The sequence below is a fragment of the Gammaproteobacteria bacterium genome, assembly GCA_013817245.1.
Lineage (GTDB): Bacteria > Pseudomonadota > Gammaproteobacteria > HTCC5015 > HTCC5015 > JACDDA01.
In genome coordinates this window covers 57752-82973 of the sequence record JACDDA010000004.1, presented here as the reverse complement: position 1 = coordinate 82973, position 25222 = coordinate 57752, and the positions used below count along the sequence as shown (strand labels likewise).

The 25222-nt window shown below is 40.5% G+C and carries 25 protein-coding genes and 1 other RNA gene; 16 read left to right on the top strand and 10 right to left on the bottom strand.

The features are described from left to right. Positions 1–17: 17 nt before the first annotated feature. From H0W44_06225 to H0W44_06210, 4 genes are all read right to left on the bottom strand, one after another. A complete protein-coding gene (locus H0W44_06225; GenBank protein ID MBA3582036.1) occupies positions 18–2150 on the bottom strand; it encodes a TonB-dependent receptor in 2133 nt (710 codons plus the stop codon). A gap of 83 nt (positions 2151–2233) precedes the next feature. After that, positions 2234–3061 carry a hypothetical protein gene (locus H0W44_06220; GenBank protein ID MBA3582035.1) on the bottom strand — a complete coding sequence of 276 codons (828 nt, stop codon included), beginning with the start codon at positions 3059–3061 and terminating at the stop codon, positions 2234–2236. Beyond that, positions 3054–3866 carry a citryl-CoA lyase gene (locus H0W44_06215; protein MBA3582034.1) on the bottom strand — a complete coding sequence of 271 codons (813 nt, stop codon included), beginning with the start codon at positions 3864–3866 and terminating at the stop codon, positions 3054–3056. The genes H0W44_06220 and H0W44_06215 overlap by 8 nt, the downstream gene beginning before the upstream one ends. Continuing rightward, positions 3850–5643, bottom strand: coding sequence for a thiamine pyrophosphate-binding protein (locus H0W44_06210; GenBank protein MBA3582033.1), 1794 nt, complete (start codon positions 5641–5643; stop codon positions 3850–3852). The genes H0W44_06215 and H0W44_06210 overlap by 17 nt, the downstream gene beginning before the upstream one ends. Positions 5644–5831: 188 nt before the next feature. On the opposite strand from H0W44_06210, the gene ettA reads away from it, so the two are divergent. Then, on the top strand, positions 5832–7502 hold the full coding sequence (gene ettA / locus H0W44_06205; GenBank protein ID MBA3582032.1) for an energy-dependent translational throttle protein EttA: 1671 nt from the start codon (positions 5832–5834) through the stop codon (positions 7500–7502). A 67-nt stretch (positions 7503–7569) separates the two neighbouring features. Here the strand turns inward: ettA and purL are convergent, their stop codons facing one another. After that, positions 7570–11448 (bottom strand): phosphoribosylformylglycinamidine synthase, encoded by a 3879-nt coding sequence (gene purL / locus H0W44_06200; protein MBA3582031.1) that lies wholly within the window; start codon positions 11446–11448, stop codon positions 7570–7572. A gap of 266 nt (positions 11449–11714) precedes the next feature. Here purL and ssrA point away from each other — a divergent pair. Next, positions 11715–12067, top strand: a transfer-messenger RNA (tmRNA) gene (gene ssrA, locus H0W44_06195). A gap of 481 nt (positions 12068–12548) precedes the next feature. Here ssrA and H0W44_06190 read toward each other — a convergent pair. Next, positions 12549–13094: a nicotinamide-nucleotide amidohydrolase family protein gene (locus H0W44_06190; protein ID MBA3582030.1), complete on the bottom strand. Its 546-nt coding sequence runs from the start codon at positions 13092–13094 to the stop codon at positions 12549–12551. Positions 13095–13133: 39 nt separating this feature from the next. Then, the gene (locus H0W44_06185) at positions 13134–13538 is read right to left on the bottom strand and encodes a tryptophan-rich sensory protein (protein MBA3582029.1); all 405 of its coding nucleotides are present in this window, start codon (positions 13536–13538) and stop codon (positions 13134–13136) included. A 129-nt stretch (positions 13539–13667) separates the two neighbouring features. On the opposite strand from H0W44_06185, the gene H0W44_06180 reads away from it, so the two are divergent. The 8 genes from H0W44_06180 (at position 13668) to H0W44_06145 (ending at position 18634) form a co-directional block, all read left to right on the top strand. Continuing rightward, entirely contained in the window at positions 13668–14213 is a 546-nt protein-coding gene (locus H0W44_06180; GenBank protein MBA3582028.1) for a DUF4136 domain-containing protein, read from the top strand. A 206-nt stretch (positions 14214–14419) separates the two neighbouring features. Further along, positions 14420–15478: a dihydrodipicolinate synthase family protein gene (locus H0W44_06175; GenBank protein ID MBA3582027.1), complete on the top strand. Its 1059-nt coding sequence runs from the start codon at positions 14420–14422 to the stop codon at positions 15476–15478. A gap of 419 nt (positions 15479–15897) precedes the next feature. Continuing rightward, complete coding sequence (locus tag H0W44_06170; GenBank protein ID MBA3582026.1) at positions 15898–16308, top strand: cupin domain-containing protein; 411 nt, start codon at positions 15898–15900, stop codon at positions 16306–16308. Between the two features lie 45 nt (positions 16309–16353). After that, positions 16354–16500: a lmo0937 family membrane protein gene (locus tag H0W44_06165; GenBank protein ID MBA3582025.1), complete on the top strand. Its 147-nt coding sequence runs from the start codon at positions 16354–16356 to the stop codon at positions 16498–16500. A 212-nt stretch (positions 16501–16712) separates the two neighbouring features. After that, positions 16713–16925 (top strand): CsbD family protein, encoded by a 213-nt coding sequence (locus H0W44_06160; protein ID MBA3582024.1) that lies wholly within the window; start codon positions 16713–16715, stop codon positions 16923–16925. Positions 16926–17047: 122 nt separating this feature from the next. Further along, positions 17048–17899 (top strand): BON domain-containing protein, encoded by an 852-nt coding sequence (locus H0W44_06155; GenBank protein ID MBA3582023.1) that lies wholly within the window; start codon positions 17048–17050, stop codon positions 17897–17899. Positions 17900–18029: 130 nt separating this feature from the next. Continuing rightward, positions 18030–18377 carry a BON domain-containing protein gene (locus H0W44_06150; protein MBA3582022.1) on the top strand — a complete coding sequence of 116 codons (348 nt, stop codon included), beginning with the start codon at positions 18030–18032 and terminating at the stop codon, positions 18375–18377. Between the two features lie 83 nt (positions 18378–18460). Then, positions 18461–18634, top strand: a complete 174-nt coding sequence (locus tag H0W44_06145; protein ID MBA3582021.1) for a hypothetical protein — start codon at positions 18461–18463, stop codon at positions 18632–18634. Between the two features lie 56 nt (positions 18635–18690). On the opposite strand, the gene H0W44_06140 is transcribed toward H0W44_06145, so the two are convergent. Genes H0W44_06140 through H0W44_06130 form a run of 3 tightly spaced genes read right to left on the bottom strand, consistent with a single transcriptional unit; the run spans position 18691 to position 19896 of the window. Continuing rightward, positions 18691–19011, bottom strand: a complete 321-nt coding sequence (locus H0W44_06140) for a hypothetical protein (GenBank protein MBA3582020.1) — start codon at positions 19009–19011, stop codon at positions 18691–18693. Then, positions 19008–19460 carry a phage holin family protein gene (locus H0W44_06135; protein ID MBA3582019.1) on the bottom strand — a complete coding sequence of 151 codons (453 nt, stop codon included), beginning with the start codon at positions 19458–19460 and terminating at the stop codon, positions 19008–19010. The genes H0W44_06140 and H0W44_06135 overlap by 4 nt, the downstream gene beginning before the upstream one ends. A gap of 16 nt (positions 19461–19476) precedes the next feature. Then, positions 19477–19896, bottom strand: a complete 420-nt coding sequence (locus H0W44_06130; protein ID MBA3582018.1) for a DUF883 domain-containing protein — start codon at positions 19894–19896, stop codon at positions 19477–19479. A gap of 221 nt (positions 19897–20117) precedes the next feature. Between H0W44_06130 and H0W44_06125 the strand changes: the two genes are divergently transcribed. The 6 genes from H0W44_06125 to H0W44_06100 all read left to right on the top strand — a co-directional run bounded on the left by H0W44_06125 (position 20118) and on the right by H0W44_06100 (position 25147). Further along, entirely contained in the window at positions 20118–20624 is a 507-nt protein-coding gene (locus H0W44_06125) for a hypothetical protein (GenBank protein ID MBA3582017.1), read from the top strand. Between the two features lie 207 nt (positions 20625–20831). Continuing rightward, complete coding sequence (locus H0W44_06120; protein MBA3582016.1) at positions 20832–21425, top strand: porin family protein; 594 nt, start codon at positions 20832–20834, stop codon at positions 21423–21425. Positions 21426–21741: 316 nt separating this feature from the next. Next, a complete protein-coding gene (locus H0W44_06115) occupies positions 21742–21888 on the top strand; it encodes a lmo0937 family membrane protein (protein ID MBA3582015.1) in 147 nt (48 codons plus the stop codon). Positions 21889–21928: 40 nt separating this feature from the next. Continuing rightward, on the top strand, positions 21929–22147 hold the full coding sequence (locus H0W44_06110) for a hypothetical protein (GenBank protein ID MBA3582014.1): 219 nt from the start codon (positions 21929–21931) through the stop codon (positions 22145–22147). A 229-nt stretch (positions 22148–22376) separates the two neighbouring features. Next, positions 22377–22736, top strand: a complete 360-nt coding sequence (locus H0W44_06105; protein ID MBA3582013.1) for a four-helix bundle copper-binding protein — start codon at positions 22377–22379, stop codon at positions 22734–22736. 269 nt (positions 22737–23005) lie between these two features. After that, positions 23006–25147: a catalase gene (locus tag H0W44_06100; GenBank protein ID MBA3582012.1), complete on the top strand. Its 2142-nt coding sequence runs from the start codon at positions 23006–23008 to the stop codon at positions 25145–25147. Positions 25148–25222: the final 75 nt, after the last annotated feature.

The following is a 25222-nucleotide window of genomic DNA, read 5'->3' as shown; positions in this document are numbered from 1 at the left end:
TTATCATAAGTATTTAATTACCAATAAGTTTTTAGTGTTAATAAAAAGCTTCTTCCACTCATAGGCAAATCATCAGGAATGGATGTGGGTACCGGCGGCACAGATCCAACCGAAGGCTCTTTTATGTCTTCATCAAAAATATTTTTTACATGTAATGTCAATCTAGATTTATGGCAATTGAGAAATGAATACGCCACATAGCCGTCGACTGTTACATAATCATCAATAGGTGCGCGCGCGTCATAACTGACGCGTTCTCGATCAGCAACATATTTTAATGTCATGCCGCTATCAAAATTCACTAGCCAATTTCTATTGGCCTGCAAATACGCTTGCAAAGCCGGCGAATGAATAGTTGCATCATCGTTAACCCCTTGCACCGAATGTTGCCACGCAATATTACCTTTTATTTTGGTAACATCGTCTATACGCCAGTTCCATTCATATTCAACGCCATAACCACTTTGCTCGCCGATATTCTGTGCGGTTTTAGATGTTGCAGGGGCTGCATCTGGAATAAATTGAATAAGATCGTTGGCTTTATATTGGAATATATTAAACGTATGACGCAACACATCACTGCTGCTGTAATCGACCACTAATTCAATCGTATTAATTTCTTCTGGTTTTAAATTAGGATTACCTAACGCTACCGGATTATTAATATTAAATTGTTCCGAAAAAGAAGGCGGTCTAAAGGCTTCGCTGTATAAAACCTTAAACGTTAAGTCATAAGCCGCTTGCCAAACCAAAGCAAGACGCGGATTAGTTGTATCACCAAAATCAGAATACCGATCATAACGCACACCCGCGGTCAGCTCCCAATCTGGATATAGCTGCCACTCATTTTGCAAAAACGTATATTGAACACGACGATCTGTTTCCGGCAAAAATGCATTGTTATCGCTATAATCAACAACGCTCCCCAAATTCCCGGGAATGCCATTAGGCTGGATATAAAAATTCTTACGCTCTTCTACATGATACATATCTTGAAACAAATAACCGGCGCCTACGCGCCAATTTTGATTCTCAAAACCACTATAAAAAGCAGAACTCTCAAAACGCATATGATGCTCGCGCAAAACTAATTCACCAAAAACACCTTCTGGAAAATAATCGCCATTCAGCGGAGGGATTGGGCTATTAAAATTTACGCCCGCAGGAAATAAATAAAAGAAGCTATTTGATTGAAGATTGAGATAATTTAAAAATGACGAAACTTTCAAAACATCTGAAACATTTGTGCCATAAGATAATTCAGCTAAATATCGCTCGGCATCACCTTTGCCAAGCGGATCTAATGCAGAAGCGACGCCAGCGCCCATACCTACATTCTGATTTACTTGATAATCGAGACGCGCATTCCAATCATTGTAATTAATTTTTAAATGTCCGGCTATTTTTTCAGAAGCCGCATTAACACTGCCCGGCGCATAGGAGACTTGTGTTCCATATAATGAATCAAAATTGCTTTGCGCATCACTTTCGATAATTTGATCACTGCCATCTGATGATGAAGCCGTTAAGCTGTAAGCGAATTTTAATCCTTGCCATTCGTGAGCAGCTAAAATCCATGCCTCTTTAGATTCAAAACTACCGAACGCTACGCCTAGTTCAGTTTTATCAATATCTTCAACGTTTTTTGTAATGATATTAACGATGCCAGAAAAAGCATCTGCGCCGTATACAGCAGATGCAGGTCCACGTAAAATTTCTACGCGCTCAATACCATAAATAGAATACTCGCCTAAATAGAAACCTCGATTACCAAACTGTAAACCAGTAACGGGCTGACCATCAATTAGCACTAAAAATTGTGGGTTATATTCTGAATAAATGCCGCGTGTAAGATAAAGCTTGCCGTAGCCAATGGCATTGGCTGATACATGTAAACCTGGGACTGACTCTAGAACCTCGGACAATGTCGTTGCGCCCATGGCAGTAATTTCCGCTGCAGTCACAACCGTGGTTACCGCCGGTGCTAATTTGATAGATTTGCTTTGCCCAGTCGCAATACTAACGAATAACTCATCATCTGCGCCTAAAAATGCTTCGGCCGAAACAGCGGCATGACTGAAGAGCGCAACCATAAAACCCATGCACAGTTGGCAGAGGATAGAACTCTGTTTTTTGCAGTACGCATCCATGCTTGCAATCATCCTTATGCTTGCTTACCCTTCATAACGGCTTCCTAGCCGTAGACTTTAGAGTTTCTTTACGTAGCTTCGTATTACCAGGCCCTATGTTCTGGTCCGGCGTACTTCACAGCACCCACGGGCATAGGAAAAAAATGCCCAGCTGGTTGCTGATAAGCATCTAAATAACAAGCTGTAATGCCCGCTGAATACGCGCTGCAAGTAAACAAATAAAATTCCTGAGCAGTGAGACCAAAATCACAGGCGATCGCTCCCATTATACCGCCTGCATTTAAAAATAAGCGTTGATTGCGCTGTTGCAATATTATTTCAATATCAAACGCTAAGCAGATAAATTTTTCTTCATGAAGATTATGATATTTTAATAAATAAAATAATGTAACCACACGCTCATCTCTTAATGCTACTGGTCTGCCAAACCCATAAATTAATTTATTTTTTATTTTCCATTCCTCTAATATATCCGGCAATTTTTTACTACCTAATTCATTTTCTATATCTAATAAACTCTGTACGGCACGACGCACCGGTTTTTGACCGTATATTTCTGACTCGGAAACTGCTAACGCCGCCGCAATCGCCAAACTGCCGGTGGTGCCTGCGGTGCCACCCAGTGCGGCAACTCGATTACACCAAATGCGCGGATCTGGAAAACATAAACAAATCGACCAGATAGCTTCCATTATATGTAATTGCGCGGCGGTAAAATCTTTTCCTGTGATGGCATACAACAAAATGGCAAACCAATTTTTTTCCGGAAAATCAGTTAATAATTTTTTATCGCGTAACCACACTTCTTCACCTGGATAAAGCAAGCCCATACGGGTATGCCAACGTACAGCGGCTTTTTGCAAACTCAACTGAAACTCTTTGCCCAATACTGGATTATGTTGTTTATGCATTGATTAATGGTCTCTTAAATTCAATGCAATCGGTGAATACTTGTGTTTGTCCCCATTGCATATATTGCTCTTCTGCATGCGCAGCGGCACCGGGCAAACGCATTAATAACCATAAATATTCCGCTTGCCGCGCAGTAAAATCTAAAGCAGACAATACAATAGCGGCAACACCGTGCATGCCTAAGGGCCAACCCGCATAAGACTCTAAGGTAGCAATATTTTCTCGCCACCACGCACAATAAGCGGTTTCATCTAATGCTGAAAAATGCGTTAACATTTTTAAAACAGGTTCTGATGTGGATGTTGACATCGCATCAAATCCCGGTGGCTGCGGTGCAGCAGGCCAATCTTTATTCTGATAAAACTGCGCGGTGGAAAATGCCAATTGCCAAGCAGCAAGATCACTACCGCATTGTTTAATCAATTGACTCATCAACACCACCGCATGCCCGCCATTCAAACTACCCGCACCCGTTGCTAATGCCGCCATCAATGCAGATGCTGCTGTACCACCAGCAATAGACGCATTAATAGCACTGCGCACTGCAAAATCGCGCGGACCTGCATTCGCTAAACCCACCGCTAAATCATTGAGCATGGTTGCTTGTTTTGCTGTGGGTCGTGCTTGTTTAAATAATAAATATAAAAATTCCGCCCAACTCGCGTTGCCTAATACTTGATTATAAACATCGTAACCTGCACATAAACTGCGTTGTGCAACAAAGGGAGATTCTGCAGTAGTTTCTTCTTGCCATATTTTTGTGCTTATCATGTCCCCATGAATAGCGTTATTCATTAATGTCATGATACCCTGCCTTTACTGTGCCCAACGCTTTCATACGAGAACTAATCGGTGGAACCTGCTCACCATCAATGCGTGCATCAATGACTAAAGGACCTGATTCTTGTAATAAATTTGCGAAATCTAATGCGATCCAATCTTCTGTAGTATTAATCGTTATGCCTCGCGCCCCCATCGCTTCAGCCATTTTCGCAAAATCAACAAAACTAATTTCATAAGCGTACTGTTCTGCACCCGCTAAACGCTGCCCATGTTTTATCGTACCTAAGGCCCCATCGTTTAATACTATAAAAATAATATTTAATGATTCTTGTACTGCAACCGTTAACTCTTGTCCGCTCATTAACCAGCTACCATCGCCGACTAGTGCCACTACTGGAATATCGTTATTACCTAAAGCAGCACCAATCGCAGCACCAATCGCCCACCCCATAGAACCAAATTCCATACCTGTTTGAAAATTTCCACCTTTAATTGAACGTGCTCCACTCATACGTCTATCAATAGGATGCAAATAATGCGCTGCCCAATAAACACTATTTCCTGTGTCCGCTAAATAGAGAGTGTGCACAGGAATTTTTTTAGGCAATTCGTACATTAGTCGTTGTGGATTTAAAAGTTTATTTTCTTCATAGCACTTATAAAGCTCTATCAAACTGAAAGATAAGTTGTCATTTTCAGTAAGAGTCGATGTCGAACAACTATTCACAGGATAATCTTCTAGCAACTGTGTAAGTATGGTTGACAATCTTCCATGCACATGCAAACTTGCCATGGGCGTATGCATAAAATGCGACCATCGTGCATCAACATGAATTAATTTTTTATTGCGTAATAATTGCGGATCCCAACTATTACTAGCGGATTCGCCGAGTGTAGTACCGATAGCAATGATTACATCAACATCGGGGTTATCGAGCAAATCGCTAGCTTCTTGATGGCCGGATACTCCAAATATACCTCTATATAATGAATGATAAGCATTGACCAAACCTTTACCCAAAGGTGTAGAAATCATCGGCGCATTCAAACGTGACGCTAATTCTGCAATATGACCAATTCCTTCTGCTGCACTTTCGCCAATTAGGAAAACTGGTTTTTTTGCTTCGGCTAATATTATTTTTAATTTATCGACAGCCACTTGATCCAACAGATTGTCTTGTTGCATAAAATTTTCTAAATTATAAGAAGGATTTTTGATGTTTGCGGGTGCTCTAAAAATATCAACCGGAATACTAATATGCACCGGACGACTTTCACGAAAAGCAGTAATAATCGCAGCGCATAATTTATGTTCAAATTGTTCTACATGTGAAATCAACGTGTTATACGCCGTGCAATATTCAAACATGCCCAACACGTTTACACCGGTACACGATGATTCTTGAAAAGCATCTCTGCCAAAATGTGTAATCGCTGTTTGTGCAGTAATGACTAACATAGGCACGCGGCTTTCATACGCTGAAGAAACGCCCGTGATTAAATTGGTCGCGCCCGGCCCCGAAGTTCCACAACAAACACCTAAACGCCCCGTGTTTTGAGCATAACCATGCGCCATAAAAGCGCCGCCGGTTTCGTGCCGCGCGACAATGGCGCGGACACTGCCTCGGCGCGCACTACGCGCCAACGCATTATATAAAGGCTCGATCGCGCCGCCGGGAATCCCAAAGACGTATTCAACGCCAAGCTGTTCAAGATAAGCGACTAATAAATCGCCTATTTCTAGCGGTTTAGACGCAGTAATAGGTTCAACAGAAATTTGCTGAAGAATGGCAGACATGTAGTGCTCCATAACAAAATTTAATAGAGCTGCTATTGCAAGAACAATGCCGCGAATAAATGGGTAATCTGCTTGCCTTACGCCTCAAATCGCCAATTAGTTGACGTTTAATCGCTCATTCTCCCTTGGAAAGACCGCATAAATTCTTGATAATGTGCGCCCATTCTTATTCAAACGTGATTGTTCATATGGCGCAGTATATTTACACCATGTCCGGCGTGGGCAAAGTTGTCCCACCCAATAAAGAAATTTTAAAAAACATTTCTTTAAATTTTTTCCCCGGTGCGAAAATCGGCCTGCTCGGTTACAACGGTTCTGGTAAATCAACTTTGCTGCGCATCATGGCGGGTATAGATAAAGAACACTTAGGCGAGGCACGTCCACATCCCGGCACGCAGATTGGTTATTTGCCTCAAGAACCCATACTCGACAACACTAAAAACGTGCGCGGCAATGTTGAAGAAGCCGTCGCTAGTATCCAAGCATTAGTACAACAATTTAATGAACTCAGTATGAAATTTGCTGAGCCCATGAGCGATGATGAAATGAATCAACTGCTTGCCGATCAAGCCGATTTGCAAGATAAAATAGAAGCTGTTGGCGGTTGGGATATTGATCGCAAATTAGAAATCGCGGCTGATGCATTGCGCTTACCACCTTGGGAAGCCAGCGTTGAACATTTATCAGGTGGTGAACGTCGGCGCGTGGCCTTATGTCGTTTATTATTATCGGCACCCGAAATGTTAATTCTTGATGAACCAACTAACCATTTAGATGCAGAATCAGTCGCGTGGTTAGAACGGTATTTACAAGAATACGCAGGCACTGTAGTGGCGGTTACACATGATCGTTATTTCTTAGATAATGTCGCTGGTTGGATTTTAGAATTAGATCGCGGTCAAGGCATTCCATGGGAAGGTAATTATTCTTCATGGCTAGAGCAAAAAGGCAATCGTTTAGCGACTGAAGAAAAACAAGCATCCGCACGTCGCAAAGCCATGGAAACTGAATTGCAATGGGTACGCAGTAATCCGAAAGGCCGGCATGCAAAAAGCAAAGCGCGTTTAAGTCGCTTTGAAGAGTTATCTTCGCAAGAATATCAAAAACGCAGTGAAACTAAAGATTTGTATATTCCACCCGGTCCACGTTTAGGCGACAAAGTAATTGAGTTTGAAAATGTTACCAAAAGTTACGGCGATAAAATGCTGTACGAAAATTTAAATTTCCGTTTACCGCCCGGTGGCATTATCGGTGTAATCGGTCCTAACGGCGCGGGTAAAACTACCCTGTTCCGTTTAATTAGCGGACAAGAACAAGCGGATAGCGGCACGATCACGATTGGCGAAACCGTTGAACTTGCGTATGTCGATCAAAGCCGCGACTCACTCAATAACGATAAAACCGTGTGGGAAGAAATTGGTGATGGCCAAGATATTATTCAAGTCGGTCGTTATGAAACCCCCTCACGTGCCTATGTTGGACGCTTTAACTTCAAAGGTGCCGATCAACAAAAACGTGTAGGTGATTTATCGGGCGGTGAACGTAATCGTGTGCATTTAGCTAAACTACTGCGCAGCGGCGGCAATGTCTTAATGCTCGACGAACCGACTAATGATTTAGATGTTGAAACCTTGCGTGCACTTGAAGAAGCGTTATTAGATTTTCCCGGCTGCGCGATTGTTACTTCGCATGATCGATGGTTTTTAGATCGTATCGCCACACATATTTTAGCTTTTGAAGGTAACAGCGAAGTCACTTGGTTTGAAGGTAATTATGCGGATTACTTAGAAGACTATAAACGTCGCAAAGGCGATACTGGCAATCAACCACAACGTATCAAATATCGTCGTCTCGCGTAACAAAAAATAAATGTTTTAAATAAAAAAGGGAGCTTATGCTCCCTTTTTTTGTAATATTAATAATTTTTTACGCAATCCATGAACGTGCATTTTGAAATAAGCGTAACCATGGACTTTCTTCGCCCCATTCACGCGGTGCCCACGATGCTTGCACGCTCCGGAATATTCGCTCAGGATGCGGCATCATAATAGTGAAGCGACCATCATCATTAGTAAACGCCGTTGCGCCTTGAGGAGAACCATTCGGATTAAAAGGATATTGCTCCGTCGCCGCGCCGTAATTATTTACATAACGCATGACGATATCAGATGATGCCAATCCGTTATTCGCAAATACCGCACGACCTTCACCATGCGACACTATAATAGGTGCGCGTGTACTTGCCATGCCTTGTAATAAAATAGAACGCGAAGGCATAATTTCAACCATAGATAAACGTGCTTCAAATTGCTCAGAGCGATTACGTAAAAATTGTGGCCAATGTTGCGCGCCGGGCACCAAGTCTTTTAATTGCGACATCATTTGGCAACCATTACACACACCTAAACCAAACGTATCGGTGCGCTTAAAAAATTCACTGAATGCATCTGCTAACTGTGAATTAAATAAAATGGTTTTCGCCCAACCACCACCCGCACCTAATACATCGCCATAAGAAAAACCGCCACAGGCAGCTAAACCTTTAAAATCATTTAAATTGATGCGTTGCGCCAGTAAATCACTAACATGCACATCAATAGGCATAAAACCCGCACGTTCAAATGCAGCCGCCATTTCCCACTGCCCATTGACGCCCTGCTCGCGAAAAATAGCAATTTTTGGTTTGGTTTTGCTATTGATATACGGCGCGACTATATTTTCTTTCGGATCAAAACTTAATGTTGCATGTAAGCCTGGATCGTTAATATCACGCAAGGCGTTAAATTCTTCTTCCGCGCACTGCGGGTTATCGCGTAATTTTTGCAAGTGATAACTGGTTTCTGTCCATAGCTTTTGTAAATAGCTGCGATGCTCGATTAATAAATTCGCATCGGCTTGGCGAATTAGAATTTGATCAGTGCCGGAATGCCAACCTAAAAAATGCGCAATCGACACTAATCCAGATTTAGCTAAGATCGCCTGCACTTTCGCGCGATCACTGCGCCGCACTTGAATCACCACGCCTAATTCTTCGTTAAATAAAGCCGCAATTGGATCATTGCCTAAACTATCTAGATTAATAGTCATGCCACAATGCGCAGCAAATGCCATTTCACACAGTGTGACTAACAAGCCACCATCGGAACGATCGTGATAGGCTTTAATTAAACCTTCGCGCTTTAGTTGCGTCATGGTTTTAAAAAACAATTTAAATAAATGGGTATCGTCTAAATCCGGTGCTTCATGGCCAATTTGATTTACGCTTTGCGCTAAAGCAGAACCGCCCATACGCTGTCTGCCTTTACCTAAATCTAATAACACTAAATCAGTTTGGCCAATATCAGTGCGCAACATCGGCGTTAAAGTACGACGTACATCGGTTACCGGCGCAAAAGCAGACACTACTAAAGACAAGGGTGCCGTCATCACTTGCGATGTACTTGCTTGTTGCCACGCAGTGCGCATTGATAAAGAATCTTTACCCACTGGAATACAAATGCCTAAAGCAGGACATAACTCCTCACCCACTGCACGCACGGTATCAAATAACGCCGCATCTTCTACGGGATCGCCGCAAGCGGCCATCCAATTCGCAGATAATTTAATATCACTTAAATCATTTACATCCGCTGCCAATATATTCGTAATCGCTTCACCTACTGCCATGCGACCCGATGCAGGCGCTAACACTAACGCCAACGGTGCACGTTCACCCATCGCCATTGCTTCGCCGGTATAAGATTCATAAGTAGTAGTAGTCACACCCACATTCGAAACAGGCACTTGCCACGGCCCGACCATTTGATCGCGACACACTAAACCGCCGACGCTGCGATCACCAATCGTAATTAAAAAGTTTTTGCTAGCAACACTGGGCATGCGCAATACGCGGCGAACTGCGTCACGCAGCTCTATAGATGCAGTATCAAAACGCTGTAATGATTTATTCGCATGTTGGCCGTGTCGTACCATTTTAGGTGGCTTGCCTAACAATACATCTAAGGGCATATGCACGGGCGTATCGTTTAACAAGCTATCTTCAACGATTAAATCTTTTTCGATTTGCGTGTAACCTAACACCGCATAAGGACAGCGCTCTCGTTCACAAAACTCAACAAAGCGCGTTAATCGTTCCGGTGAAATAGCCAACATATAACGCTCTTGTGATTCATTACACCAAATTTCCATGGGTGACATGCCGCGTTCATCACAGGGAATTTTGCGTAAATCAAAATGACCACCGCGCTCGGCATCATTAATAATTTCTGGCAACGCATTCGATAAACCACCTGCACCTACATCGTGTATCGACAAAATAGGATTTTCATCACCGCACGCAGTGCAACGATCAATCACTTCTTGGCAACGACGCTGCATTTCAGGATTGCCGCGCTGCACGGACGCAAAATCTAACGCCTCTGCACTACTACCCGATGCAACAGATGATGCAGCGCCACCGCCTAAACCAATTAACATTGCGGGCCCACCCAACACAACGATTGCGGTGCGCGCAGGCAATGTCGCTTTTTTAGTTAACATCGGACGCACATTACCCATGCCGCCGGCGATCATGATGGGTTTATGATAACCACGCAGTGAAGTGCTGCCGTTATCATTTACAGCTTCTTCATAGGTACGGAAGTAACCAACAATATTAGGCCGACCAAATTCATTATTAAAAGCCGCGGCACCAATCGGGCCTTGCAACATAATCTCTAACGCTGATGCAATACGATCCGGTTTACCAAAATCTTTTTCCCACGGTTGTTCAAAACCCGGGATTTTTAAATTTGAAACAGAAAATCCACACAAGCCCGCTTTCGCACGCGAACCACGACCGGTTGCACCTTCATCACGTATCTCTCCACCCGAACCCGTCGCAGCACCCGCGAAAGGTGAAATAGCAGTAGGATGATTATGCGTTTCGACTTTCATTAAAATATGCACAGCTTCAGTAATGTGATGATACTCACCACTATCAACATTTAAACTTAAACGCTGCGCAACAGCGCCTTCAATAATAGATGCATTATCTGAATACGCAGTAATCACACCCGCAGGATGTGTTTCATACGTATGCTTAATCATTTTGAATAATGATTTTTTCTGCGGCGCGCCATCAATGACCCAGTCAGCATTAAAAATTTTGTGTCGGCAATGTTCCGAATTGGCTTGAGCGAACATCATTAATTCTGCATCGCTAGGATCGCGTTGCATGGCGGTAAATTTTTCGACAAGATAATCGACTTCATCATCCGACAACGCTAAACCTAAACGTTGATTCGCGATCACTAAGGCCGCCCGCCCTTCTTTTAATAAGGCGATGCGTTGTAAAGCGCGCGGCGTTTGTTCTTCAAACAAAACGTGCGCTTGCGCTAAATCAGTTAATACTGATTCAGTCATACGGTCATGCAATAAAGCGGCTAATGCTGCGAACTCACTCGTGGTTAAGTCGCGCGCATCCGTGCACTGCAATGAATATACTTGTGCGCGTTCAATGCGCCGTACCAACGTTAAACCTGCGTTATGCGCAATATCGGTCGCTTTCGATGCCCACGGCGAAATCGTGCCGATGCGTGGAATCACGATCAAGTTGGGCTGGGTAATTTGTTGCGCAGGAAATTCACCATATTGCAGCAAGGTCGCTAAACGCTGCGTTTGCTCAACGTCTAAAGGTGCACTATCTACCAAATGCACATAATGGCTTTCCAATACCGCCAAATCTGGCACCTGTTGCCGGGCAACAGCCAGTAATTTAGCGTGGCGAAAAGATGATAAAGCACTAGAACCAGGATAGAACAACAACACACGCGCGGCAGACAGCATGAAAACAACCTTCAAAGAACAAATTCGGAGACTATCAATAGCCGAAGTGCCGCGCTAAATGCGAACGACGTCGGGGAACTGAGCAACAGGAAAAACCAGCCGCCATAATAAAGCAAAGCCGCCCCATGGCCAATTATCAATCCGCCTTTTCAATCACTCTATATATATGGCACCTTGAATTTTTAACCAATGCCCTTAAACCTAAGCTTATAAGGTGAAATTGACGTAGAATCACCAAACCAAAAGGGGGCGACCTGGATTCGACGGGGGTAGCAAAACTGGAGGTGCATGCCGAGGTGCAGTCACCTCGTAAATCAGCTGCAAAACTTTTAGTTGCCAACGACGACAACTACGCCTTAGCTGCTTAATCGCAGCTAACCTCTGACTGATATGTGCTTGTGCGCTCAGACCCAGAGGTCATCCACACAAGATCGTGACTGACCGCGTTCGGCGTCGTAGTCACTAAAGCAATCCGAACTCGCCAAGCAGCAACGTGTCGGTTCGTGGCTTCGCGGCTAAACTAAATAAGCGACTAAGCATGTAGTATCCAAAGGCGGAGCACTTTCGGACGCGGGTTCGATTCCCGCCGCCTCCACCATCATCAAAACAAAAGGCCCGCAAGGGCCTTTTGTTTTGATGATTTTTGATTACCGTGGAATTAAGCAACCCGCGTAGCGGGTCGACAAAATCGTCTGGAACGATTTTGGACTTTGCAAAGCAAAGACCCCAAAGGGGTGAGGCTCAAGGATGAGCCGAACAATCCCGCCGCCGCCAAATATAAAAGGCTCCTTTATGGAGCCTTTTATATTTAAAAAATGGATTAATAGTTAATTAGCCGTTGTTTAATGTTTTTATAATTAGTTTTTTTTGATACATAACTAAATTACAAAGTACCAATAAATGGAGAGAAATTAACTTTGCCAATTTTATAGCGCAGTTTTCAAAAAATGGCTTGAATACAAATGCTCACCCAATGTAAAGATGGGCAAATCTTTTTTCAAATGTTCTTCATTGTTTTCATGCCAGCCGGTATAAGCTTTCCCTATTAACGTTAAAACGCTAAAGCTTAAAAATACAATTTATAATCCAAGACGGTTGAGCCAAGAAGGTTCAGTTATCATTGACAACTTTCCCTCTTTAGTCGTTTGAGTTTGAAGTTTTTCGTAATAAATCGGTAATTGCACAATCCCGTGTTCAGCAGCAGCTTGTTTAATTTTGTTATGACCACCACTAAACTTAACGGCTTCACTTAATACAGAAATCTGCGTTTTACCACGAAAAGCATAAGCAAAACACATAACCTCTTCTAACCCATCCTCCGATTCTGCGCATCCGGTTATAGCTAGAGCCATATCGAAGTTATTTAATTCTAAAGCACCCAAAGCCATTTCTCTTGCGGTCAGCTCAGTGCCCAATCCCAACAGAGAAATATTTTTTGGATAAACTTTTAAAGAACTATGTTTTACGTGCTCTGAATAAACAACATACCCAAACTCAAAGACCGCTTCTGACCCAGTGGCTTTTTTCAACAACGACGCCGCTAAACCCTCTGTAAACGATTCTGCTGTCGTAATTTTTAAATTTCGTTGCGCAAAAAACTCTACTACTGTGTCAATGTTATTCATTATGCCCTTTTAAAAAATAATTACACGACTCAACAACCCTTAATTTAAATAGGTAATACTGATTTGCAAGATGGTTGCAAAAATCACCCATAACAAATAAGGAATGTTGGCATAGGATACCCACTTTATATATTTCCAGATTGCAATCATTGCCCATATTAAGGTCACTAACACGATAATAATATCGACAGTAGCCAGAAAATTATTTTTTAAACCAAATTGAATTGGAGGGTACGTAAAATTAAAAATAAAATTTAAAATAAACGGTAACAATACTGAAAAAGGTAAACGACGTTTTATAAACTGAATTAAAACATAGCCAAAGCTAATCGCAATAACAATATAGAGAACCGTCCATACGGGACCAAATATTTCAGCAGGCGGCGCAAAAAAAGGTTTGGTAAGCTGTGCGTACCAAACTTGCGTTTTTAATGCATTTATCATTATCTAGCTCCGCAGGCGCTATTATATGTTTTTAAGGAAGGAATTTATCCCACCATAACACCCTATTTTTTTATTAAACTCTGTTCTGTACCGCACAGAAATAAATTAAACTCCATATATAATTACGATATGTTGAAAATTAATCATTTTGCGATCATAGCTTTCATATTCTTAAGCGCCTGCCAGACCAACAGAGCGCGGGTGGACTATGATGTCCAAACTGATTTTTCTCTGTTTGATTCTTATAGCTGGAAAATTCCGGCTTCCGCTCCAAACTCTCAAAATCCCTTATTAGATGAGCGCGCAAAACAAGCGGTCACACAGCAATTAAAAGATGCCGGCTTTATAGAGACAACAACAAATCCTGACTTGTTAGTGCGAACAGATATCCAGAGTACTATTTCCAGTGAATCATCCAATAAACGCGGTGGTATTGGCTTAGGTGGCGGTAGCGGTGGTTTAGGGATGGGCATTTCATTAGGTATTCCACTAGGTAAAAGCAAAACCATACGTGATGTAAGCATAATTGTGGATTTTTTAGAACCTCAAACAGAAACCTTAAAATGGCGCGGCAATAATACGATCAAAATAAGCGATGAAAGTCCTGAAGAAATAACCAAACTGATTAATCAATCTGTCGCAGATATTTTTAAGAAATATCCACCTAAAAAGTAAAATTTAATCACCTCATTTTTCGTTTGCCAATTCAGCAATAATCGGACACGACTTTTAAACCATAACTCATTAACTTTTGGTTATCTCAAATGAATGTGATTGATTTGGATTGACCAGAACAGCTTTGCACAAACTAAAAAATAAAATTTCCTATAAAACAATAAAATTGCGTTATTAGCGCACCAAGTACTTTAAAGGTAAAATAAATGAACAGAAAAAAATCAGAATTAAAAGAATGGGCAAAAGAGCATTTAAAAGGTGTTGAAAATACCCTTTTCCCCTCTTTCACCAAGGATATGAAAAATCTTGATGAAGATGGAATACGATTGGATGTAAGACAAAGCATAAAACACGGCTTTTTTTCAGCCATGTGCGCAACTGAAACAGGACTTTCCTTAAGCGAGACCAAGCGTTTCGTTGAAATTGCAGCTGATGAAGCCAAAGGGAAAATTCTGGTTTCTGTTTCATTGATCCTTGATTCGTTTGAAGACAACATGGAACTCATGGAACATGCTGAAAAATCAGGTGTAAACGGGATTTTGCTTGGATATCCACCTTCGTTTTATCCCCACTCCGCAGCCGAAGTTTATGAGCAAACTAAAAGATTTTGCGATGCTACAAATATGCATGTAATCATTTATCCATCTCCCCATTTTCATTTTTCTAAATTTCATCCCAGCGGATTTCCGTTAGAAATATTGGAAAAAGTGGCTGATCTGGAAAATGTAGTTGCGATTAAAGTGGGTGAACTGGGGTTATTTGCGCAATGTCATGCCTTGGTAGGCGACAAAATTCTTGTAGGATGCCCGGTAGAACGCTATGCGCCTCTTCTAACAGCAGGATTTAAAATGCAATGGATGGGTGCAGGATGTTATGAAGTATTCCAATCGCCTGAAAAACCATTCCTTACCCAATATTTTAAGTTGCTATTAGATGGAAAATTTAATGAAGCAATGGAAATTTACTGGAAGCTAACGCCGGCAAGAGTAATCTTTGAAGAACAATTCAATAAGACAGTTATGTCGGGAACCTACAACTTTCATCAACAAAAGTATTATCAATGGTGTGTAGGTGGTAACGGTGGGCTTACCCGCCAGCCGGCTATGAAAGTACATGATTTTGAAATGCAGGCAACCAATATGGCATTTAACATGATTGGTATTGTCCCCCGGCAAAATACAGAAGAGTTTTATATGGGCCGTTCAATTTATTCTAAAATGGATCACACTCCTGTGGCCTCTTCTATGAACTCCAATGGCATTTGATCTTACTCGTGATGTTACCGAGATAAAACGAGCACCTCGTTAGCGCTTCTTTTCTCAAATTCCAACGGTGGTCGATAGTCCCAATACCGATGAAAGTACGGATGAAAATCTGGAAGAAATAACTAAACATATTAATAAAGCTATGGCAGAGATTTTTAAGAAATATCCCCCTGAAAAATAAAACTAACTTTTGTCCTTGTTTACAATAATAAGAAGCCTCTGCTCTCTTGTTAATCACAATTTCCGATAGTAGTTATTGGAATTACTGATATTTAAAAACCCTCTCTATTTATGGCTCTTCTTGAAAATAGACCCTTACCAAGCCGCATTGGGAATGTAGGGATAGACAGCTACCCTCGTGCATGCAAAACTTAAACTATAATTTCCCACAATATAATTTCTCAGTAATCGGTAATGGTATGAGCAAAAAAACCGCACAAATTGTCATCCTGCAACCCAATGAAGGTCGCCATTATTCGATGGGCAATTTAAGCAGTGTGTTTAAAGCCGACGATGTTGAAACAAATGGCAAATACTCGATTTCCGAATGGTGGCTAGAGCCCTATACGAAAGGTCCCGGTATCCATTCACACGAAAATGAGGATGACGTTTTTTATGTTCTGGAAGGCATTATGTCAATTTTCATTAACGGTGAATGGGTGGAAGCACCCAAAGGCGCTTTTGTCTTAGCGCCGGGCGGTGTGCCCCACGACTTTGAAAATCGAAGCGCTGCGCGCGCCGGCGTTTTAAATTTTTCGATTCCCGGAAATTTCGAGAAAAATATGCCTGCTATCGTAAATTGGTTTAACTATAACCCTCAAAACGATTAACATGCGCCGTCCGCGTCCTATTAATTGATATTTGAGGTTTTTAACATGCTTGAAATTATTGCCGTTGTCTTGCTCATTTTATGGGTGTTAGGCCTAGTGTCTTCTCATACCATTGGTGGTTTTATTCATATTTTATTGGTTATCGCCATCGTGATCGTGTTGATTCGCTTAATTCGAGGCCGTAAACTTTAATTGATAATAATCAGGCTGGTATATAGTTTTCTATATCAGCCTGCCTCCCCGTTTTACTTCTTATATTTGTTCGTTCTATTAAAAAAATCTTCTCCCCAGTGATACGTGCGACATCGCACAGAAAAATTTCACCAAAATCGCAAATATGGTTTCATGGAAACTCGCTGTGGAGCGAGCAACCATTTAAACACTTTCAACCTGGAGATCTAATTATGAATATTTTAAATGGCGATCAAGTAAAAGCAAAATGGAAGCAATATGCAGGCGATGCGAAAGTTGCTTGGGGCAAGTTAACGGATGATGAGTTATTGCAAATTGAAGGCAATGGTCAAAAACTGGCTGGTCTAGTTCAAGAACGTTATGCCTTATCACGTGAAGATGCAGAAAAACAAGTCGAAGATTTCTTTAAAAAAAATCAATATTAAAATTACGTCCTAAACCTACTGCTTGCCTTGCAAGCAGTAGGTTTTTCCTATTTTTCGATTTTAAATTATTTATATAAGCGCTTTGAATTAATAACACAAAATATTTATATCAAGGAGAAGCTATGTATTTCTATAATACATTTCGAAAATTAATAATAGCTTGTAGCGTGTCTATTAGCGTCTTGTTCCTAATGGCCATAAGCAGCACCTCCATTGCTGAAAATAAAATGAGTCAAGAGGTGATTGATGCACGTCAAGAAAGCCAAATTTGGACAACCTATGCATTAAATCCTTATTTACACACACAAGATATAAAAGTGTTTGTTCGGGATGGCAAAGCCACTATAACGGGCATAGTTAATGAAGACATTAATAAAGACTTAGCAGAACAAATAGCCTTAGGGGTAAAAGGCATCAGAACCGTCGACAATAGACTCATGGTTCAAGAGAACTACAAACCTGCGCTCAATCCATCAGAGCGGAGTTATGGTCAAATCATTGACGATACTACTATCACAACTACTATAAAATCCAAACTCATTTGGAGTCGATATACGGATAGCACAGAAATCAATGTAGACACCTTATTCGGAAAAGTTACTTTACGTGGTCGGGCCAACAGCGCTGAAGCCAAAACCCTTGCTGAAAATTTGGCTAAAAACACGAAGGGTGTTATCTCCGTTAATAATCAATTGCTAATCGGTAGCAATTCCTTTACTAATAAACTTGAAGCTGCTGCCACTGAAGTTAAATATAACGTTAACGACGGATGGATTACTGCCAAAGTAATATCTACCCTGTTATATTCCAGTAATATCAATAGCAGTAACATAACGGTTACTACAGACCAGGCAGTGGTTACCCTTACCGGCACACTGGATAGCGGCGCAGAACGTGCGTTAGCCATAGAATTGACCAAAAATGTACAAGGTGTGAAAAGCGTACAATTGAATAACCTCACCTCCAATAAATAGAAAGAGCTAGCAGCGCCATTAAAATACTGACCTTAAATCATATGTTCGATATCGAACAGAATGTTATAAGGGGGTATTCAATACTAGGGTATGCGATCCGCATATTTTAAAAACCTAAGGAAATAAAATTATGAAGATTAATAAATTATTAGCTGGCATTTTCATTATTAGCAGCGTCGGTTTATTGAGTGCTTGCACGAACACTTCTAAATATGACAAAAATAATGCCGAAAATGATCAAAAAAATGGCGAAGTTATGACTGATGTGGGCATTACTGCAAAAGTCAAAAGCGCTTTATTAGCTGAAAAAGATGTTAATTCTTTTGACATTAGCGTCACTACTTTTAATGGCAATGTGCAATTAGCAGGTTTTGTTGATTCAAAATGGCAAATAGATAAAGCCGTTCAAGTCGCAAAGAATGTTAAAGGCGTTAAAGATGTTAAAAGTGACTTGATCCACAAGCCTGTCACTAAGTAAAGCGCTCGTTAATAAGGCAGGAAAATATTTCCTGCCTTATTTTATCTCGTTTTCATAGCCACATATTCCAGATAGGTAAACACATGCCATATTACTTATATATTATTGGCGCGCTCATTTTTATAAGCGGGTTAATTTACGCAGGCACATTACTTAATATTCCGACTGAATGGTTGATTGCAGTTGCAGCTATTATTTTAGGTTTGATTGTTTTAAAAAGCAGCCGCTTAAACCGTTTTAACGATCCAAATAAATAACCAGATACATGCTTGAAAAGATAGCAACAGTTTTAATAAAACTGTTGCTATATTATTTAATAGTCTTCTTGTACGCTAGCATTATCAGATGTGGAGCTACTTCTTTTACTGGCTTGTATAAATTTTGTAATGGCAATAATGACACTTACGGATTTTAATAACTTTCCTGGCACTAAAAATGTACTTAACCCTGACACAATACCAGTGGTTAATGCAGGTTTACGCGTTAATAAACGCATAGTCATACTGCGCATATTTCCAGGAGCAGTACGTGCAGGCTTTTGAATCTGCTGCGCAATTAATTGACGTTGAGTGAGCAACCGTTCACGTAAAGTTTTACGTTGCTCAGCCAATGATTGGTTAGTAAATGTAGTCATACTTTACTCCTAAGCATTTCAATATCCGCTGCAATTTCTTCACGTGTGGCCGAAAACGCACGCACTGATCTTTTTAAGCAAGAATTAAAATATTTATAGGCAACGCCTAAGCCGGCTAAATACACAAAGATTAAACTAACCCCTGCTATTAGACGATATTCGGTATTCCAACTTAACATTAAAACTACTACACCTACGAACAGCATAGCGCACAATAAACAAGCTAAACCTCCTAAGAGTATTAAACCCATTTTGAAAAGACGCTCTTTCTCTTCTGCCCACTCTACTTCTGCAAGCTGCCCATACAAAGAGATCTGCCCTATAAGGGCTCCACCCGCTGAACGCAATATACGAATTGCATCCAGCGGATTTACGCCTCTAGAAGCTGACTGTATGTGGGGTAATGGTTCATAATGGCTTCCATTAGTCACTGGGGGTACCCAAGTCATATCAGCATCCTCTAGTTTATTGACGACGCGCTAAAACAACGCCCAGTATTACGCCCAATGCAGCGCCAATACCGATCGCAGTCCACGGTTGATCACGTACATAATTATCTGTAGCTGCCGCTGTTTGACGAGCACGTTGCGCAATAACACCGCCCATATCGTCTAAAGATTCACGTGCCATTTCTACACGCTCATTCAGTTTTTCTTTAGCACGCGCTAAATCTTCACCTGATAAAGAAGTGGTTTGAGTAATCAGCTCTTCGATATCCGCCAGAAAATTATGAAATTCTTCTGATATGCGTGAACGCGAGCTGCTGGCTAAAGAACTTACCGACTGTTTCACATTATTAGCTTGACGACTAATAGATGCATTAGAAACAGCAGATTTTGCTGATGAACTTATATCATGTGGAAAAGTATTTGATTTATTGTCCATGGTAATCTCCTAGTAATAAAAAAACTATAATATTTACAGCTTCATATTAATAGCCTAGAGCCAATCCTTCTGTGCGTCATCGCACCTAATGTAACTCACAAGATGAATTTATTTTCAGTTTAAGTTACATAACGCACGCACAAGTGAATCTACAATAATTACTCTAAGCCTACACACTTAGCATATGCCAAGTGCCTAAATTTACAACAGAGGTAATTATCATGAATAACAACACGAGAAATCCATCATCTACGGATAACAAAGGTAGTGATAAGAGCAACAAAAGCCAAAACCAAAATGCGGATCACAATAACCAAGATTCTAAATCAGATTCTAGCAAACGGGATCAACACTCTGGTGTCGATAAAACAAATTTTGATCAACAGGAAAAAAACCGTCAAGAAGGTTTTAACGTTACCCCCCGTGACGATCAAAGCGATGATTTTGCAGACGGTTTCGCACGTCCAACCAAAAATCGTAATGACAAATTTTCACAAGATATTGAATTAGGCCAAAATCAAGATAAAAGCTTTCAAAAAAATAATGTAGATAATGATTCACAAGAAGAATCTCCACGTCGTTATGAACTTAATGCTGCTGACCAAGATGAAAGCCAAGATGAAAATCAAGATGACAACCAAGCTGAAAGCGAACGTCAAGCTCAACGTCAAGACCAAGGTAAGCGCCCAGGGCAAGGCCAAAACCAACAAGACCGCGGTCAACGTTAATTCTTTAAACAACTATCATTTATAAATCTTTAGCAAAGATCTGCTCTAAACAACACAATGCCATCTGGTTATCACCAGATGGCATTTTTTTGTGTGATATGTTTTCATACTTCTTTAGTCGGTGCGCAACCGCACAGAACCATATTGACAATAAGTTAAGATCAAATCTGAAATATTTTTATCTACAACAAATTAAGAGGTTTATATATGAATTTAATACTTCTCACCTCCAAAACCAGTCGTTTCTTAAATATGGGATTCTGTGTTGGTTTATTAGGACTTTTTTCTTTCAACGTTCAAGCAGCAGAATTTTATGCTGGTGGCGCCGTAGGCCATACTCGTGTCTCTAAATCTGATTTTGATGATAAGGACATCGCCATTAAAGGTTTTGGAGGAATCAAACTCAAAGATTATTTCGGCATAGAAGCTGCGTTGAGTGATTTTGGATCTTCTGAATCATCAGGCTATTCCTCAGAACTAACTGCTTTGACGGTAGCTGCTGTTGGCTATATGTCGTTATCGGATTTTTTACCGGTAGCTGACAAGTATGAAGCTTTTGTCAAAGGTGGAAAATTTCACTGGAATAATGACGTAAAATATTTCAATACCTATAGCGACGATATTAGCGGTAATGATCGCTTTTATGGCACGGGGATGAATATCCATTTTAACGAAAGAGTAGCACTTCGTTTAGAAATCGAACGCTATAAACTAGACCTAGATGAAGATGCAAATGGCGGCAATTTAGATCAAAAATATAATCTTGATGTAGCCAGCATAGGTGCGTTTTTTAAATTCTAAATATATTTTTGTATCTACCCTTAAAAGCAGTCATTTTGTAAAAATGACTGCTTTTTTATTAATGAGGCACTTATTCTTTCATAAACATAAAAGCATTATAATTAACGAACCACTAAAATTATAAAATTTTCAAACCATGACGAAAACAACATAAAAAACACTTTCTATAAACGATACTTCGAAGCATGAGTACCCTATTAGCTGTTTTTGACTATCTATAAAAAACACACTTAGGTGCGATAACGCACAGATTCACTTACAAAGCTAAATTAAGCTTCTTCTTACTGATTATTCATTAAAACGAAGGAGTTCTATCATGTTAGAAACTATTGCAGTTATTTTATTGGTTCTGTGGTTATTAGGCTTAGTCACCTCTTACACTGTTGGCGGCTTTATTCACATCCTTTTAGTATTAGCTATTATCGTAATAGTAGTGCGCCTCATCCAAGGCCGAAGAGTGTAATTTCAAAAAATACGTTTAAAAAAAATTAAGAGGAATTAATATGAGCGCACAGAAAATTATTGCTATTTTACTAATAATTGCCGGTACTTTAGCATTGGTTTATGGTGGTTTTACTTATACCAAAGAAACTCATAAAGCGGATGTAGGGCCTGTCAGCATTGCTATTGATGATAAAGAACGAGTCAATGTACCTGTATGGGCAGGTATTGGTGCCATTGCCATAGGTGGCGCTCTGTTGTTAATACGTAGAAAAATTTAATCTATTTATTAACTACTTTCTCATTAAAAAGCTCGCTTCCCCGCGGGCTTTTTTAATTCCTATTTTTTTATAACTAATAATTTAAGTGGTTTTCCGGCTGGTAAAAGTTCATGTTGTTTAATTATTTAAGCGTTTCAACGAACAGAAATAATGAATCCTAAAATATACATTAAAGATGCTGTATTTATATTTACTAACTTATATCAGAAATCTGGAGAATCTTATGAATATGAACAACCTAGCTCATGATCGCCACATTAATAAAGACATGCAGGCATGTATTGAGGCTTGTAACAATTGTCATCAAACCTGTTTACATACCGCGATGATGCATTGCTTAGCGGTCGGAGATAAACATGTAGAACCCGCACATTTTCGCTTGTTAATGAATTGTGCAGAAATCTGCGAAACATCCACCCATTTCATGTTAAGCGGTTCTGCTTTTCATAAAGACATTTGTGCTATTTGCGCGAAGATATGTGATGCGTGTGCAGCTAGCTGTGATGAAGTCGGTGATATGGAAGCCTGTGTGGTCGCTTGCAAAGCGTGTGCAGACAGCTGCCGCAAAATGAGCGCGGCAATAATGTAAATTTTATTATAAATAAAGTTTCATGCAAAAAACTATGGAGGAAATAGTATCACTTACTATTTCTTCCATGCTTATCTATAAATCGAAAAATACAACGTATTTATTACCAGCCATTTTAATACCGGCGCAGACCAGGCGCAGAGCCTAGTAAATTGGTATAAATATAAATTTAGCAAAACAAACTCAAAATAACTTTTCGTGCGTTCCCGCACAGATCCTTTGCTCTGAACGCTTCAATCTTGCCCTACTTCTTATTTTGAGATGTCCACATGAAAAAGTCCAAACCACAAGATAAAAATCTAAAACAAGCTGATTTAACGCCATTTAAAGAAGATGGCACTGAACAATACCTTACGACCGATCAAGGTTTGCGCATTAATGATGATCAAAATTCCTTAAAAGCAGGTGAACGCGGGCCGACTTTATTAGAAGACTTTATTCTTCGTGAAAAAATCACACATTTCGATCATGAACGCATTCCAGAACGTGTGGTACATGCACGAGGTGCGGCAGCGCATGGTTATTTTCAAGTATATGAATCACAAGCACATTTAACTAAAGCAGGTTTTTTACAAGATCCTGCCGTGCAAACACCTGTATTTGTGCGATTTTCAACTGTGTTAGGTTCACGCGGTTCTACCGATCTCGCGCGTGACGTAAGAGGTTTTTCAGTAAAATTTTATACTGCCGAAGGCAATTACGATTTGGTTGGCAATAATATGCCTGTTTTTTTTATTCAAGATGCCACTAAATTTCCTGATTTAATTCATGCCGCTAAACCAGAGGCTGATAAAGAAATTCCACAAGCGGCTTCTGCACATGATACTTTTTGGGATTTTATTTCTTTGATGCCGGAATCCATGCATATGATTATGTGGACGATGTCCGACCGCGCTATTCCGCGTAGCTATCGAATGATGGAAGGTTTTGGAGTACATACCTTTCGTTTGATCACAGCCGCTGGAAAATCTCGTTTTGTAAAATTTCATTGGAAACCTTTATTAGGCATACATTCTGTCGTATGGGATGAAGCACAAAAAATTTCAGGCAAAGATTCAGATTTTCATCGTCGTGATTTAGCAGAAGCAATTGAAAATGGCGATTTTCCTGAATGGGAATTCGGCGTACAAATTATTGAAGAAAAAGATGAACATCTTTTTGATTTCGATTTGTTAGACCCCACCAAATTAGTTCCGGAAGAATTAGTGCCAGTTCAACGCATTGGCAAAATGGTGCTAAATCGTAATCCAGATAATTTCTTCGCTGAAACCGAACAAGTGGCATTTCATCCGGGTCATATCGTTCCTGGGATTGATTTTACTAACGACCCCCTACTTCAAGGCCGTTTATTTTCCTATACCGACACTCAACTATTGCGTTTAGGCGGTCCCAATTTTCATGAAATTCCTATTAACCGCTCAATTGCGCCAGTACATAACAATCAGCGCGATGGGCTGATGCGCCAAACTATTAATAAAGGCCGCGCAAATTATTCCCCCAATAGCTTAGGCGGCGGTTGCCCTATGCAAGCCGGTGTCGATATGAGCGGTTTTGTGAGTCACCCCGAAAAAATTAATGCTCAAAAAACTCACCAGCGAAGTGAGAAATTTTTTGATCACTTTAGCCAAGCCGCGATGTTTTTCCACAGTCAAGCTGATTGGGAACAACAACATATGGTAAAAGCATTGCAATTTGAATTAGGCAAAGTAGAAACACCTGCTATTCGTGAGCGTATGGTAGGAATGTTAGCTCATATTGATAAAAACTTAAGCGCTCGCGTAGCAGCGGGTTTAGGTATTTCTCCTTCTGTAAAAATCGAACTGCCACTTAATAGAAGCATTCCTGCCGATGGCAATCCAAAAGATTATCAACCCAAAGCAATTAATAAAGCTATTACGCCATCACCTGCGCTAAGCATGGCCAAGCAAGCGCTAGATAATATTCATACTCGTAAAATTGCAATTTTAGCAGCTAACGGAGTTAATGAAACTACGCTGTTAACGATGCAAAAAGCGCTGAGTGCAGCCGGTGCTCAAACAAAAATTATTGCGCCTCATGGTGGCAGCATAACCGGCATGGATGGCACAGAAATTTTAGTTGATCATAGTTTATTAACTACCAGTTCTGTCCTTTTCGATGCTGTTTATATACCCGGCGGCGCAAAAAGTATTGCTGCGCTGAGCAAAGAAAACGACACGCGCGATTTTATTAATGATGCTTATAAGCATTGCAAAACCATTGCTTGTAATGGTGAAGGCTATGAATTGATAAAACGTACCAATGTCGCCACCGACTCCGATGATGACCCCGGTCTGATCGTGGGTACAACTGCTGCAGCCAGTCAAATAAGTAAAGAATTTATTAGCGCGATTGCCAAACATAGACATTGGCAAAGAGAAGAAAAAGCGTAATTAATTTATGTGCGCAAACTAATTTGTTGAATAATTTTGATAATCTTAAACCTAAATAATTAATAAAATATTCGA